Genomic DNA, 15,462 nt, shown 5'->3' on the forward strand with positions numbered 1-15,462 from the left:
TTTTCTAGACCATCAAACCAAAACCTGTTTGACGAGATAAATCCAATAGTGCTGTAAAAACCAATCAATTGTATGCTCATTTAAGAGCTATTCCCCCAATTATTCCTTGGAGTTTCCTAGTTCACTCAATGAATAGTTTGTTACACTATTATCATCAATGTGCAATCAGAAAGAAGGATAATTATGACTAAGATAAAATGGGGCATGATCGGATTAGGAGACATTGCTCACCAGTTCGCCCAGTCATTCGATACAGACAAAGCGGAACTTACTGCTGTAGCCTCACGTACCTTACAGAAAGCCTTTGACTTTTCCAGTACCTACAAGGTCCCCAAGGCATACGGCAGCTACGAGCAGCTGGCCTATGACCCTGAAATAGATATTGTCTATCTGGCTACGCCCAACAGCCTGCACAATGATAATATGATGATGCTTCTTAAAGCCAATAAACATATTTTGTGTGAGAAGGCCATCACGATGACTAAGAACGAACTCGACGATGTGCTGGCGCTGGCCGAAGAGAAGAATCTCATTGTAGCTGAGGCCATGACGATTTATCATATGCCGATTTTCTCTCAGCTGAAGGAACGCATTACTGGAAGAGAATTCGGTCCTTTGAAAATGGTTCATGCTTTCTTCGGCAGCCTGAAACCCAATGACCCGACAAACCGCTTCTTTAATCCTGATCTAGGCGGAGGCGCACTTCTTGATATTGGCGTCTATGCTCTTTCCTTCATGAGGTATTTCCTTTCCAGCCAGCCTGATGAACGTAGGACCACTGTCTCATTACATGACAGTGGTGTGGATGAGCGCAGTTCCTTCCAGTTCAGTAATAAAGAGGGTGAAATGAGTACAGTCTCATTCAGCTTCCGTTCCAAAATGCCGAAACAAGGTGTGATTGTCTGCGAAGGAGCTTATATCACAGTCATGAATTATCCAAGAGCTGATTCAGCACTTATCACTTATTCAGATGGTCAGACGGAGGAAGTAACGGCCGGTGAGCATGGCCGGGCATTGACTTATGAAATAGAAAACCTTTCAGACACGTTATCGACTGGTAAAGATCTGACGTCGATCGACCTGACTAAGGACGTCAACGAACTGATGGACTGGGCAGCACGAGAATGGAAAATGGACTGGCTGATCAGCTGATCGTTAAGTAATTAAGATGCGGAATTCTCTCGAGAATTCCTCTTTTTATGCTTTAATTCCCGCTCAATCGATTCCTTCATTCGAGCGCTCGCTTTACTAACAGCTATTGCCTGTCCAACCATCTTTTCTAATCGAGTGGGCGATAATCTCCTGATTTATACTCTCCCACGCCTCTTTTCAATATGAGTGAGCAATAATACTTACTTTTGTACCCGCTCACTTAGATGCTGTGGCGACTCGAGAAATCGAGTCTCTTCCTTTAATTATGGCTGCCGCTGCAGCCTTTTTCTAACAAAAAACGGCGACAATACTGATCTGAAAACACATCGGAGTCTGTCTGTTGAGACAGGCCTGTTATCCTCTTCCGTTTCAGAATAAAGTACTGTTGCCGTTCGTTATAAGCTTATTTTTTAGCATTGCAGTTTTAATCAAGAATCCTAATGACTCAATGATTCACCTAGACTGATTCCAGTATCCTGTCGATCTTGTCCTTGAGCTCTTCCGTACGTATGAAACGCGCAATACGAAGCACTTCTTTTCCTTCAAGGAAAAGAAGCACAACAGGGACGGTAAAGACTGTAAACTCTCCAGATAAGATGCGGAGCTTTTCGATATCGGCCTGAATAGACGTCAGGTCATTATAGCTGTCGATCATCGGTCTGATCTGAGGCATCACTCCATGACAAACGGAACAATGTTCGCCGTAGAGGAAGACGAAAACCAGTTTTTCATTGTCAATCAGCTTCCTTAATTCTCCAACACTCTCGGCTTCTTTAAATCCATCCATAGCTTACCTCCCCCCACACTCAATAAACGTGTGCGCATCAGTCTTGTGTTTTGAGCGCTTCTACCATATCCACTCTTTTCAGCTTAAAGTGCATGACCAGCATGACCAAGCTTGAGAAGAAGAACATCAGCAGGAACGAGTACAGATAACTGGTTAAACTGATCTGTCTTGCGAAACGCATAATGTCGATTTCTGCAGTCTGCAGAACAAACCGGTGCATGATGAATCCTAGTCCGAAACCGGCAAGGATTTCTAAGACAGTGAGCACCAGATTCTCTCTATAGACATACATCGTCACTTCTTTATCAAAGAACCCGAGCACTTTAATGGTAGACAGTTCGCGTATCCGTTCAGAAACGTTGATGTTTGTCAGATTGTATAGGACAACAAAGGCCAGTGAAGCTGCGGAAACGATCAGGACAATGGTCACTACATCCAGACTATCCATCGAATCCTGGAACGCGTCTTCGATCGCGGCGGCGAATGCCACACCTTGAACAGCATCTTCAGCTGTCAGCTGCTGTCCCAGCTTATCGTCGTCGACTGCCTCTGTATCATACCTCAATAAGCGTGTATCGTACTCAGCTTCTTCTCCCATGAGTTTTTCATAGGCTGAAGGTGACAGATAAACATAATGTTGAACGTAGTGTTCAACTATTTCTTCAACTTCGATATCAAACACATCTGAATCATTAGTTTCTACAGTAATGATATCTCCGACCTCAGCATTCAGCAGGTCGGCCAGTTTGTCAGTGATGATGGCTCCTTCTTCAGGTAAATCAAAGGTAACCGATTCATCATCCAGATCACGAAGGACAACAAACTCTTCCATCCGACTCGGTTCGCTTGGGACAAATAGATTGATATCGTGAGATTCCCCGTCTCTTTCTGCGTAGGCATTATCCTGACTGACGTGTAGGTGCCCTTCCAGCCCTTCTAAGGATTCAAGTGTCTCTATATACTCTTCGACCTGAATTTCACTGGCATCAGTGTTCTCTGAGACAATAGCCTGGTACAGATTGATTTCTCCAAACTGTATCTCTCCGATATCTCCAATCGAGTCGGAAAGTCCATACCCAGTAAGAAGCAGTGCAGTTCCACCAGCCACTCCAAATAAAGTCATGAGCATGCGACGCTTATATCTGAACAGATTTCTCGACGCAACCTTTTGAGTAAAGGTGAACCGATTCCAGATAAATGGCATGTATTCCAGGAAGATCCGTTTACCTTTTTTAGGTGCTTTTGGCTTCAACAAGGTAGCTGCGTTGCTCCTCAGTGATAGTCGAACGGATACGAGTGTCGATAAACCTGTTGCAAGGAGTGCACCTGTAATTGAAATGACGGCGTAACTCCAGTAGAACTGTGTATCTGCGGATGGCAGATTATACATTGAACTGTAGGCATCCATTACTACAGTTGGGAAGATCCAGTACCCTAGTAGCAGACCTATAATTCCACCTGCAACTGTTGCGATAAAGGCATAAACGAAATACTTCATCGCAATAGGAAAGTTTCCATAACCTAAAGCTTTTAGTGTTCCAATCTGATTTCTTCCCTCATCGACCATTCTAGTCATTGTTGTGAGCGATATCAGTGCCGCAAGCAGGAAGAAGAAGACAGGAAAGATCTGCGCAATTGCTGTGATCCGTTCTGCATTTTCATCAAACTCTCCGTAGCCCTGAAAGGACATCCGATCCTGAATAAAGTATTCCGGCTCTTCCAGATCAGCAAGCTCCTCTTCGGCTTCTGCCAGGTCTGCTTCTGCTTCTGCTATCTCTTCTTCTGCACTCTCCTGTTCTTCTTCGAACTCGGCAAGCCCCTCTTCATACTCTTCCTGTGCCTCTTCAAGCTCAACGCGGGCATCTTCCAGTTCAGCACTTGCTTCCTGAATTTCAGTATCAAGCTCATGTTCTGCCTGTTCCAGTTCGGCCAGTCCTTGCTGGATCTGTTCTTCCTGAGCGTTAAGTTCAGTGGAGGTCTGTGGATCTTCTATCTGAGCTGCTTCAAGCTGTTGTCTATTTGATTCCACTTCAGCAAGAGCGGACTGCAGCTGAGCACGCTGATCTTCGATTTCTCTTCTGGCGTCTGCTTCTTCCTGCTCCAGCTCATCAAGTCCTTCTTCGTAGTCTTCAACCCCTTCTTCAATTTCAATTCGGGCGTCTTCCAGTTCTTGCTCGGCATTCTCCAGCTCCTGTCGCGCTTCCTCGATTTCATAATAGCCGTCACTGATTTCTTCTTCGATTTCCTCAACGAGTGCCTCATAGCGTTCGGAAGGACGATCTGCTAGCAATGCTTCGACTTCTTCTGTGCGCTCATCAATATACTGATCATAGTCTTCTGAATACACATCATACTCGCGTGCGTTTTCAAAAAGTAAATAGGCGTCTGTATGTACTTCCATATCAAACACTTCTTCCAGTACCAATGCGAAGCCATCCAGAGAACCTGTCCCGACTTGGGTGTTGCCACGTTCCATCCGCTCAATATAGCGAGGATGATTGACAAATCCCACTACTTCGAAAGTTGTTTCAGAAAAATTTTCTTCATACTCGTCCGGTGTACCTTCTTCGATCTGAACTGTATCCCCGATTTTATAGTCGCCCAAATAGCTGTTCGTGTTATCCAGTGCAATTTCATTGACCGTCTCCGGCAGTATGGACCATGACTGGCCCCGTTGCGCTCAAGCCAGCGAAAAAGGCAACGCCCAGCATAATGATGGCGAAAATAGACAGAAAGCGGGTCTTGGTCCGCCAGATTTCTCTTAAAGTGTCTTTCCAAACTGTTCGATATTTCATCTTATCCCCTCAATTCTATTCGGCATCTGCTTACCACTCAATGCTTTCAACAGACTGAGGCTGTTCATTGATGGTGACTTCTCTGACTTTAGCATTATTGATGTCGATCACTCGATTAGCCATTGGAGCAATGGCACGGTTATGAGTAATGACGACAACCGTTGCTCCATATTCTTCTTTTGAACGGCTGAGAAGGTCGAGAACTTTCTTTCCAGTTTCGTAGTCCAGTGCTCCGGTGGGTTCGTCACATAAAAGCAACTTAGGCTGCTTAGCTAGGGCCCGGGCAATAGCCACCCTCTGCTGTTCTCCTCCTGATAGCTGAGCCGGAAAGTTGTCCATCCGATGTTCCAGTCCGACACTTATGAGCACTTCCTTTGCATCAAGAGCATCAGGTGAGATCTCAGCTGCCAATTCAACATTCTCCTTCGCAGTCAGGTTAGGAATCAGATTGTAATTCTGAAAGATGAAGCCGACATCGTTGCGCCTGTATTCTGTCAGTTGTTTCTGGTCGAAGCCCACAATATCGGTTCCGTCTATAATGACTTCGCCTCCATCTGCAGCATCCATCCCACCAAGAATATTTAGAACAGTTGTTTTTCCTGCACCACTAGGACCGACGATTACAGCAAATTCATTTTTTTCAATATCGAAAGTGATTTTGTCGTTTGCAATCACTTCTGTTTCTCCAGATTTGTATTTCTTTACTTCGTCTTTAACACTGATATAAGCGGTCATCACGATCTTCCTTGTATATTATATTTAGGGTTTTAACCTTCCGGTTTTTATGTGCCGGTTTTTATGTGGGTGACCCTAGAAACCAATTGTTTCTTTTATCTCTTTCATGGGATAATTTGTTTAATGGATTGAGAGGTTTGATCGTTTCTTCCTTGGGTCCCATGAACTCGTAATCGAAAGACTGATCCCTCTCTCTGTTAAGCAATCCACGTATAAGTTAGATGTTGAATATCTTTATGATATTACTCCGTATTTACCACAAGGCAGTGGCGCTTTTCAGATGAGTGGCTCTACCAATCCAAAATTTAAAACAGGTAGGTGTTAATGATGTTTTATCTTGGTATTGATATCGGAAAACGTACACACGCAGCTTCTATTATGTCTAACACTGGTGAAATCCTACTCAAAGGGTTTTCTTTTAAGAATAATAAAGAAGGCGGCGAACAGCTTCTTCGACATCTCAATCGTTTTTCAACAGACCCTGCTGACTTTTCTATCGGTATGGAAGCCACAGGTCATTATTGGCTCACGCTGTTTTCATTCCTTGATGCAAATCAATATATTGTTCATGTCATCAACCCCATCCAAACCGATGGTTGGCGTAAAGGAACAGAAATTCGAAAACGAAAAAATGATATTATCGACTCGGTTCTAATTGCTGATTTAATCCGTTATGGTTCGTTTGGCGAGTCTGCCTTGAGTGACGAACCTATTCTTGAATTAAAACAACTCGCACGGTACCGGGCTTATTTAAAAGGAACAGCTAGCGATTTTAAACGAAAAATCATTGCGATTATTGACCAATTGTTCCCTGAATATGAGACCGTCTTTCCCAAATCTGGGATATTCGGTAAAGCTTCTAAACAAGTGCTATATGAGCTGTCATCTCCTGAAGTAATTGACGCTCTTTCAACAGAAGAATTAATGCAATTTTTATCAAAAAATAGCCGTGGTCGCCTACGCTTAGATAAGGCAGATAAATTAAAGCAAGCGGCATCAAATTCCTTTGGAATAACTTTCGCTCAGGACGCTTATATTTTCCAGCTCCGCTCTATGCTTGAACAATTGATGTTTCTAGAGAAGCAAGTGGAAGCAGTTGACCAACAGGTCAAGCAACGTATGGAACAGTTAGATTCCGTTATTCTCACTGTTCCTGGTATTGGTGACGTCAATGGTGCGACTATTTTAGGCGAAATTGGTGACATCAATCGCTTCAGTACACCTAAAAAACTAGTAGCCTATGCAGGTCTCGATGCCTCTGTCACACAATCGGGAGAGTTTGAAGCCTCCCATAATGTCATGAGTAAGCGAGGTTCACCTTACTTGCGAAAAGCCTTGTTCTCAGCCGCTCTTGTTGCGTCAAATCATGACCCTGTTTTAAAAGCTTTTTACCAGAAAAAGAGATCAGAAGGTAAGCATCATCTTACTGCTATTGGTGCCGTTTCACGTAAACTTTGTTATATCATCCATGCCGTTTTAAAGAAAAATGAAGTATATAAAATTCAATAATACTTTTTAATATTACCTACTGTTAGGCTTATTTGATATGCTCTCTAGTTCACTATTTATGATTCAGAAAAATCAACAAAATTTACTTTATTTTAGTTTTTATTTATTGACTTCTTATAGTTAGTCTTTCTACATATGCCCTACTATTTTAGCATACCTATAGAGCCCTTTAGTATAAGTTAGCTTAAAGAACATAATTTTTCATGAAAAAATCATAACTACATGGACCGTTCATTTTACCGTTAAGCCTCGATAATCACTCAGACTCAGCCTTTCCTGCACTACAAGAAAACGCCCTGCAGTTTATCCTCTCGGGTCAACCTGCAGAACGTCTACACTTATATAGTTAATTTAGTTTGTCCGTTCAAGCACAAACACTTTAAGATAGTGGCCCTCGGGATACGCTCTGCTGACGGCAAAGTCATCTGGCAGATCATGTTCATCCATCAGATACGCGTCTACTTGAAGCTCTTCCAGTGCATCGTTGACCATTTCAAAAAAGTCATCTCTACTGACGCTCCAGGCATTTGTAGAAGTAATGAGTACACCGTTCTGAGCCAGTACCTCTACTGCATCTTTTACGAGTTCAGAATAATCCTTATCTACGCTGAACGTTCGTTTTTTAGTTCTGGCAAAAGTTGGTGGATCAAGAACAATCAGATCAAAGCGCAGTTGATGCTTCTTGGCATAGTCAAAATAATCAAAAACATCCATTACTCGGATTTCATGATCATCCGGATTCAACCCATTCAATTCAAACTGTTCTCTAGTTCTTCCCTTACTTCTGTTTGCTACATCAACATTGACTGTTTTTGATGCACCTCCCATTGCGGCTGCGACTGAAAAGGCACCAGTATAACTGAAGGCGTTGAGTACTTTACGGCCCATACCCAGATCTTCCATGATTTTTCTTCTGACATTTCGCTGATCCAGGAAGATCCCTGTCATCCATCCTTCATCCAGGTAGACATTGTAGCGAATCCCATTCTCTAATATAGTCATTGGCTCGTCTTCCTGTTTTCCGTCTACAAATTTTGACTTGAATGAAGCTGATGGGTAGCGCAGCTTTTCATAGATTCCCTTGTAGTCGGGCACAGCCATTCTGAATGCATCCAGAATCATGTCTCTATGCTGGTAAATCCCTTCGCTGTACCATGTAAAGACATAATACCCATCATAATAGTCTACCGTTATCCCACCGATTCCATCGCCTTCTCCATTAAAGAATCGGAAAGCAGTCGTCAGTTTATCTGCATAAAATGGGGTCCGTTTCTTCCGTGCAATTCTGAACTGACGATCGAAAAAAGATATGTCAAGCTTGTCAGTATCGTCTAGAGACAGTACCCATCCGGCTGTTTTTTTCTCGTCTCCAATATAGCCAAGCCCGACAAACTTGCGGGAGCTGTCTACCAGTCTCACAAAGTCGCCTTCTACAACTTGGTCCTTATCTTTAAAATCATAGTCTTCTAAAGCCGGATACCCTTTTTGTATCCGACTGGCTGCCAGTTTTTTTACTTGTAAATTCTTCATAATGTGCCCCTTTGATTTCTTTTTCATTGTTGCTTTCATTCTATAATTATACCATACATGATACTTACAGTTTAATCGAGAAGAAAAGAAGAGAGACAAACAGTCTGTTCATCTCTCTTCTTATCATTCTTCATTCTATTAGTTCCTGATTCTTTCCATCAGTCCAGGTTTCGGACGATAGATATAATCCATCTTTTCCCTGATTTCAGGAGCATCTGTTTCATAAAGCTCAAGTGTGGAATGACCGTCGTTCTTCTCAATTACACTCGTCTGTTTTTCTGGATGGTTCTGAAGAATGTCCATCTGATTGGAATAGGTATAATCCAGTGGATCCAGTTTTGTCAGACTTTCAGGCTGATAGAATCTGAGCAAGTCCATGGACATCAGTCTGTCCGAATGATTCATTTCCATTCGAGCACGGTCTCGTTCTGCGAGAAGTTCAAGACGTTCTGCTTCAGTAAACTGCTCGGATAATTCTTCCCCAGTCTGGTTGTCGTAGATCCGGTCAGTAATGAAGGTGTAGTCAGTTGTGATCACTCGTCCATTCCTCAACGCTACGCTGCTGTCATGTCCCGGAGAGAGTAGATCCTGTCCCATAAACAGATAATCATCCGTTTCTATACCAAGAAGATGGAGCAGGGTTGGCAGCACATCAATCTGCCCGCTCGGCATGTCGAACACTTCCCCTTCATCCATTCCAGGAATGTGAAGTATAAACGGAACCTTCTGCATCTCGGCATTCTGAAATTCTCCCCACTCTTCAGGATCTTTTCCAATAAGTGGAGCCACGTGAGGGTTTCTCATATTGGAAATACCGTAGTGATCCCCATACATGACAAAAATAGAGTTTTCATATAACCCTGTTTTTTTCAGATAAGTGAAAAATTCCTCCATCGCTTCGTCAGCATAATTAGCAGTGGCAAAGAAGTCATTCACTGTAGAATCATCTGTCTGTGCAATCGGAAACCCAGAATTCTGGTCGTCCAGAGGATAAGGGAAATGGTGTGTGACTGTAAGAAACTTGGTGTAGAATGGCTGTGGAAGCTGCTCAAGATACTCAACAGAATCTCTGAAGAACAGCTTGTCTTTCAATCCATACTCAAGCGCCCGATCTCCTGACAGATCATAAAATTCGGCATCAAAAAAATAATCATAACCGAACTGCCGATAAGTATCTGAACGATTCCAGAAAGAACCGACATTGCCGTGAAAGGCTGCTGATGTATAATTAGCTTTACTTTTCAGTATCCCTGGTGTTGCATGAAATGTATTGGATGACCCAAGAGTCTGAAATGCACTGCCCTGAGGAAGTCCATATAGAGACGTTTCAGTGAGAATTTCAGCATCCGAAGATTTTCCCTGACCAGTCTGATGATAGAAATTACTGAAGCTGAAGGACTCTTCACTATTAAAAAGACTGTTTACAAAAGGCATGACTTCGTGTGTCTCGCCGTTTTCATCTTCCAGCTCATAATCGATCAGAAACTGCTGAATACTTTCCATAGCGATCACAATGATATTACGGCCTTCTGCCATTCCAAAATATTGAGGATTGGGTTCAGCACGGTTAGCTTTTGCATAACTGACGATTTCTTCAAGATGAGATTCGTCAGCGCTGGCTTTAATATGAGAATTCTTGGCTGTTTGATAGACATCGTATCCTGTAAAAAAGTTGATTCCCAAATATTTAACAATATAATTCCGGTCAAATGTCCGTGTAAGCAGCTGCGGTCGACTGATTTCTGCCAACATCAGGTTTCCGACGAGCATAAGAATACCTAGGAGAAGTGTACCAGCTGCTTTCCTGCTGATATCCAGTCTGCTGCCAAATACTGGCTGGCCTTTTTTGACCATATACATCACAGCAAAAAAGACTATGACATCGATCCAGTACAAAACATCCCAAGGCCTCATCATGGCCAGCGTGGAAGCTATCAGTGCCCCAGATACATTGTTGGATCCTACTAAAATGTTCATTGTCAGAAAGTCAGTAAACTCTCTGTAGTATAAAATATTTGAATAGAGAAGCAGCGTAGCCGCCAGCAGAATCCCCATCAGCATCCAGGTACGACGTTTCTTGTTTTTGCTGAAAAGTGCCACCGAAAAGAGAATGATACCCAGCCCTAAAGGGTTGATCAGTAAAATGACATGCTGAAGCCACCCAGTTACCCCCAGTTCAAATTCAATTAGGTAGGCAACATAAGTTTTCAGCCAGAATAGAACGATAAGTACACTGAATAGATCAGTTTGTTTCATGAAGATTTGTTTTATTTTAGACATAGAAGTCCCTTCTTTATCTCTGTTAGACATGACGGCCCGTTAGTACAAGTTTAATTCAGTACTGAACACGCCTCTTTCAACTTATAAATATAGACCAAAAAATCAGACCTGTAAAGGACTTTACATGAAAATGAACGATCTTTTAACTCCATCCACCATACAAGCCCTTACAGGTCAGATATTCTCAAGATTTAATGAATTTCTCAAAAGTTTTTCTCATTCTTCTTCACTATACCCTTCCTCTTTATCAGGAAAGTGAACTGTGAAGATGGTTCCTTCGCCTGGTTGACTTTCAACATCTATGCTAGCCTGATGAAGCTGGACAAGCTGCTGAACAATAGCAAGTCCCAGACCAGACTCTCCATACTTCGTATTGACTCTTGAAGAATCCGCTTTGAAGTACCGTTCCCAGATAAAGCGCAGCTCTTCCTCAGACATGCCTATCCCGGTATCCTCTATGCTGATACTGACTCCTTCGTCAGTTTTTGTTCCACTGACAATAATCGTTCCTTCACTAGTAAACTGCATGGCATTCTTTATGAGGTTCACCAGTATCTGCTTCAGCCGGTCGTAGTCCGAATATACAAAAAGTCCTTCAACATCTTTTATTATCAGTGTGTTAGTTGATTCCACAACTATCTCTTTCATCTGTTCCTTAATTTCCTCAAGTATATCACCAAGAGGCACATAATGCTTTTTCAGAACAATCCGATTGGAACGGATATTTTCATAATCCATGTTTTCATTGACCAGTCTGATCAGACGGCGTGTCTCCTTGCGCATCAGCTGAATACTTCTCAGTTTCTGCTGTTCAGGAATAACCCCATACTCGAGTCCTTCCAGCAGGCCATTGATTGTAGTCAAGGGGGTCCTCATCTCATGAGCCGCATCCTGCATAAATGTCTTCCTTCGCTCCTCCTGGCGATTCACTTCTTCCTGGGATAACTTGAGCGCGCTGACCATACGATTGAAATCTCTTGAGAGATAGTCGATTTCGTCTCTTTCCTTATGGTCCAAACGTATACTGTACTCGCCTTCAGCTACCTGATGTGCTGCTTTTCTTAAACGATTTACCCTCTTAACCTGATTATGAGCGAAGATAAAGCTTATCAGTACAGCTAATATTGTTGAAATCAGAAATGCCTGAAAGAGGTTCCCTTCCAGTTCTTCCATTTGTTCATCAATATGACTGACCGGTGCACTAACTGTCACAAAACCAGAATAGTCTCCCTGCTGATTGTCAAAATAAGGAAGATAGATCAGAGCCGTTTCACGTGGGTTTCCCAGCATGTCTTCCTGATTTGTAGTCAGCGACAGACGCTCACCTCTACGCAGCCGGTCTATTTCTTCGGGAACCACTCTCGCCTCCATATCGGGAGGAAGCTGTGGAAAAATCAGAGAGCCTGTCTCGTCAAAAACAAAAAACGATACCCCTTGATCATAAAGGAGCTCCTGAATGGTACTGAGGTCATCGCCTTCCAGCGATTCATCTTTAATCGATTCAGCATAACGAAATAAGCGAGTCTCGATGCTTCTCACCGCAGTATTCCGTCCAAAATGAACAAGTGACACTACCGTCACAGTCATTAAAATAATGATAACTGCCAGAAAACCAAGAAAAAGCTGGTAGAAGTACGGCAGTTTCATCTTAATCGATCGATCTTGTATCATCAAATTTATATCCCACTCCCCATACAGTCTGAATTACCTGGGGGCCATTCTCCGACAGTTTCTGACGTAATTTCTTTATATGTGCATCAACTGTCCGCTCATCTCCGAAGTATTCATAATCCCATACCAGCTGAAGAAGCTGCTCACGCGAAAAAACTCGTCTTGGGCTGTTGGCTAAAGTGTAAAGCAAGTCAAATTCTTTAGGTGTCAGATTATCCAGAGCTTGATTGTATAGTAGAACTTCTCTAGTCGTCCGGTCCATTTTCAAGTGCTCTGTTTCTATTTCATATTCAGCATTGGCTGAATCGGAGGCATTCACATTGGCTCTGCGCAGAAGCGACTTAATGCGTGCGACGAGAGTAAGCGGACTGAACGGTTTAGTGACATAGTCATCCGCCCCAACTTCAAGACCGATCACTTCATCACTTTCCGAGTCCTTGGCAGTCAGCATAATTACAGGAACTGTCCTGGACTGTTTTCTTATTTCTCTGCATATTGTTATGCCGTCCATTTCAGGCAGCATGAGATCAAGAACGACAAGATCATAGCTGTTTTCATTCTCCTGAAATAGTGAAAGTCCTTCTTTACCGTTATGAGCAAAGGTAGCCTCCCATTCTTCTTTTAGAAAAAACATTTCGATCATTTCACAGACTGATTCATTGTCTTCAACCATTAAAATATGCATAACAATCCTTCTTTCTATAATACGTGCTCCTGTTATTATACCTACCATAGTTGAATTTTCTATGTAAATCAATGTAAATAGTGAAGAATTTCCTTGTATGACATGCCCGGCGTCAAATTTGGTTCATATCACCTACTGCTTTTTAGACAGCAGAAACCGGCAGGATGACTAAGTCATCCTGCCGGTTTCTTTTCAAGTGATTCAGCTGGGGTTAGCAGCAACTTTGTCGGGGCTCTTTTTCTGGAGAAACTCCAGATCTTCGACAAGCATTTCAACGACATATCTCATATCTTCTGATTCAGTTTTATAAGACCTGGACTGCATACGCCCCGTCAGTGCAATAAGATCTCCTTTTGAACAATACTCTTCAAGGAGTTCGGCTCGCTTTCCCCAGGCAACAAAAGGAATAAAGTCCGCATCACTACTTCCATCTTTCTTGTAGGTCTTTCTTACAGCTAACGTATTACTGGTGACAAGCCGTCCTTCCCCAATATCTTTCAACTCTATATCCTTGGTCAGCCTTCCGATCAATGAAATGGCGTTCATGTTTTTTCCTCTCTTCTAATTAAAGTAGAAAGATTTCTCTTTCCCTACTATTACATATTGTTAAAAGAATCAGAAAGTCACGAAAAAAAAGACGCTTACCCGAAGATAAACGTCAAAACAGCTAAAAATTAGAATATAAAGTCTAATACATGCTGCCAAAGTTCCGGATTAAAAACATCCATAGGATCCCCAGCTCCTCCAATGACGCTGTATCCTAACATTGCTCCCCCTATAAAAGCGGCTGCTATAAGCAATAGAACAACTAGAACTTTTATTACATAAAATGCTATGTCTTTTAAGATTGTTTTCCACGTCATCAGCGAACACTCCAATACTCACATCCCAGACTTATCGGCTTACTATATTTAATACAGTTTATTTCTCTGCTTAAGGTTTTCAAGAAGAATTCCTGTTCCAAGAGCTACACTATCCAATGGATCTTCCGCCTTGAACACTGGCACTTTCAATTCTTCAGCGAAAAGCAGTTCAATGCCGTCAAGCATGGCTCCGCCACCGGTGAGAATAATGCCCCGGTCGATAATGTCAGCTGAAAGTTCAGGTGGGGTCTGTTCCAGAACAGATTTTGCCTGCTCGACAACGACGACCATGGATTCTTTCGTAGCTTCCATAACTTCCAGTGATGAGATCGTAATCGTTCTAGGAAGACCAGTGACCATGTCACGTCCTCTGACATCCATTTCGTCATTGCGACCATGATCGAATATGACGCCTATTTCCTTCTTAACAGTCTCTGCCGTACGTTCCCCAATCAGAAGATTGTGCTTCTTCTTGATATACTGAGTAATATCGTTGTCCAGAGTATCTCCGGCAATTTTTACGGAACGGCTGGTTACTATGCCGCCCATAGAAAGGACTGCAATATCACTTGTTCCTCCACCGATATCGATGACCATGTTGCCGCTCGGCTGGAAAATATCCATTCCTGCACCAATAGCCGCAACTTTAGGCTCTTCTTCAAGATAGACATTCTTTCCACCGCTCTTTTCCGCTACTTCGATGATCGCTTTTTGTTCAATTGCTGTAATGTTTGTTGGGCAGCAGATCAGGATATTCGGTTTTGATAGAAACCCTTTCACATTAAGTTTATCAATAAAATATGTCAGCATGGCTTCTGTTATATCGAAGTCTGCAATCACTCCACCCTGCAGGGGTCGGATTGCTTTAATGTTTCCCGGTGTACGTCCGACCATCATATAAGCGTCTTCTCCCACCGCGAGTACTTCATTCGTTTTTGTATCCAGAGCGACCACTGAGGGTTCGTTCAGGACGATTCCTTTTCCTTTAACATGCACCAGCACATTTGCTGTTCCTAAGTCGATGCCAATATCTCTAGCCATCGTTCGTCTCCTCTCAACTGTCAGTTGCTGTATTACAATGCGAGATTCTTTAAAAAAGTTTTCACTCTATCTATGATACTTAAAGTAGAAAAAAAGAGCAACCATAAATTGGGAAAATTATTCGTAGTAATAAAAGTAATAAAAGAAACACATTATACTCATTCATTCTGGACAAGTAATCCCCATACTGCCTGCTTAGGCTTTGACCCTGACAAATATAATTGGGATAAACCTGTAAGCTGGAGAAGTCGAGTAGCCTGGACAGAAAGATGTACTTCCGCTTTACAATCGAGTAGGGGGTAAATAATTAATTTATTTACCGTCCTCTCACACCACCGTACGTACGGTTCCGTATACGGCGGTTCAATATCTTAAGTAAGCAGACTCTGCCAGTTGGTTTAGTGAAACTAAACC

Annotated in this window: 13 protein-coding genes; 2 read left to right on the forward strand and 11 right to left on the reverse strand. The window is 42.6% G+C overall.

Annotated features, from left to right (window positions below; translation table 11 throughout):
• Nucleotides 1–183: 183 nt before the first annotated feature.
• A complete protein-coding gene (locus tag ACYQ4S_RS08130) occupies nucleotides 184–1,152 on the forward strand; it encodes a Gfo/Idh/MocA family protein (RefSeq protein ID WP_346025503.1) in 969 nt (322 codons plus the stop codon).
• Nucleotides 1,153–1,609: 457 nt separating this feature from the next.
• On the opposite strand, the gene ACYQ4S_RS08135 is transcribed toward ACYQ4S_RS08130, so the two are convergent.
• Genes ACYQ4S_RS08135 through ACYQ4S_RS08150 form a run of 4 tightly spaced genes read right to left on the reverse strand, consistent with a single transcriptional unit; the run spans nucleotide 1,610 to nucleotide 5,469 of the window.
• Complete coding sequence (locus tag ACYQ4S_RS08135) at nucleotides 1,610–1,939, reverse strand: thioredoxin family protein (protein ID WP_459770482.1); 330 nt, start codon at nucleotides 1,937–1,939, stop codon at nucleotides 1,610–1,612.
• Between the two features lie 37 nt (nucleotides 1,940–1,976).
• Nucleotides 1,977–4,544, reverse strand: a complete 2,568-nt coding sequence (locus ACYQ4S_RS08140) for an ABC transporter permease (RefSeq protein WP_459770483.1) — start codon at nucleotides 4,542–4,544, stop codon at nucleotides 1,977–1,979.
• 28 nt (nucleotides 4,545–4,572) lie between these two features.
• A complete protein-coding gene (locus ACYQ4S_RS08145; RefSeq protein WP_346023874.1) occupies nucleotides 4,573–4,734 on the reverse strand; it encodes a hypothetical protein in 162 nt (53 codons plus the stop codon).
• Between the two features lie 30 nt (nucleotides 4,735–4,764).
• Nucleotides 4,765–5,469 carry an ABC transporter ATP-binding protein gene (locus ACYQ4S_RS08150; protein ID WP_459770484.1) on the reverse strand — a complete coding sequence of 235 codons (705 nt, stop codon included), beginning with the start codon at nucleotides 5,467–5,469 and terminating at the stop codon, nucleotides 4,765–4,767.
• Nucleotides 5,470–5,796: 327 nt separating this feature from the next.
• Between ACYQ4S_RS08150 and ACYQ4S_RS08155 the strand changes: the two genes are divergently transcribed.
• The gene (locus tag ACYQ4S_RS08155) at nucleotides 5,797–6,978 is read left to right on the forward strand and encodes an IS110 family RNA-guided transposase (RefSeq protein WP_459770489.1); all 1,182 of its coding nucleotides are present in this window, start codon (nucleotides 5,797–5,799) and stop codon (nucleotides 6,976–6,978) included.
• A 351-nt stretch (nucleotides 6,979–7,329) separates the two neighbouring features.
• Here ACYQ4S_RS08155 and ACYQ4S_RS08160 read toward each other — a convergent pair whose 3' ends face one another.
• From ACYQ4S_RS08160 to mreB, 7 genes are all read right to left on the reverse strand, one after another.
• Entirely contained in the window at nucleotides 7,330–8,508 is a 1,179-nt protein-coding gene (locus ACYQ4S_RS08160; protein WP_459770485.1) for a class I SAM-dependent rRNA methyltransferase, read from the reverse strand.
• A gap of 138 nt (nucleotides 8,509–8,646) precedes the next feature.
• On the reverse strand, nucleotides 8,647–10,788 hold the full coding sequence (locus ACYQ4S_RS08165; protein WP_459770486.1) for an LTA synthase family protein: 2,142 nt from the start codon (nucleotides 10,786–10,788) through the stop codon (nucleotides 8,647–8,649).
• Between the two features lie 216 nt (nucleotides 10,789–11,004).
• Entirely contained in the window at nucleotides 11,005–12,459 is a 1,455-nt protein-coding gene (locus ACYQ4S_RS08170) for an ATP-binding protein (protein WP_459770487.1), read from the reverse strand.
• Nucleotides 12,437–13,144 carry a response regulator transcription factor gene (locus ACYQ4S_RS08175; RefSeq protein WP_346024143.1) on the reverse strand — a complete coding sequence of 236 codons (708 nt, stop codon included), beginning with the start codon at nucleotides 13,142–13,144 and terminating at the stop codon, nucleotides 12,437–12,439. The genes ACYQ4S_RS08170 and ACYQ4S_RS08175 overlap by 23 nt, the downstream gene beginning before the upstream one ends.
• Before the next feature lie 201 nt (nucleotides 13,145–13,345).
• On the reverse strand, nucleotides 13,346–13,690 hold the full coding sequence (locus ACYQ4S_RS08180; protein WP_346024144.1) for a single-stranded DNA-binding protein: 345 nt from the start codon (nucleotides 13,688–13,690) through the stop codon (nucleotides 13,346–13,348).
• Between the two features lie 128 nt (nucleotides 13,691–13,818).
• Nucleotides 13,819–14,007 carry a DNA-directed RNA polymerase subunit beta gene (locus tag ACYQ4S_RS08185; protein WP_091265989.1) on the reverse strand — a complete coding sequence of 63 codons (189 nt, stop codon included), beginning with the start codon at nucleotides 14,005–14,007 and terminating at the stop codon, nucleotides 13,819–13,821.
• A 48-nt stretch (nucleotides 14,008–14,055) separates the two neighbouring features.
• A complete protein-coding gene (mreB, locus tag ACYQ4S_RS08190) occupies nucleotides 14,056–15,048 on the reverse strand; it encodes a rod shape-determining protein MreB (protein ID WP_346024145.1) in 993 nt (330 codons plus the stop codon).
• Nucleotides 15,049–15,462 lie beyond the last annotated feature (414 nt).

Source organism: Alkalibacterium sp. s-m-28 (genome assembly GCF_054658175.1).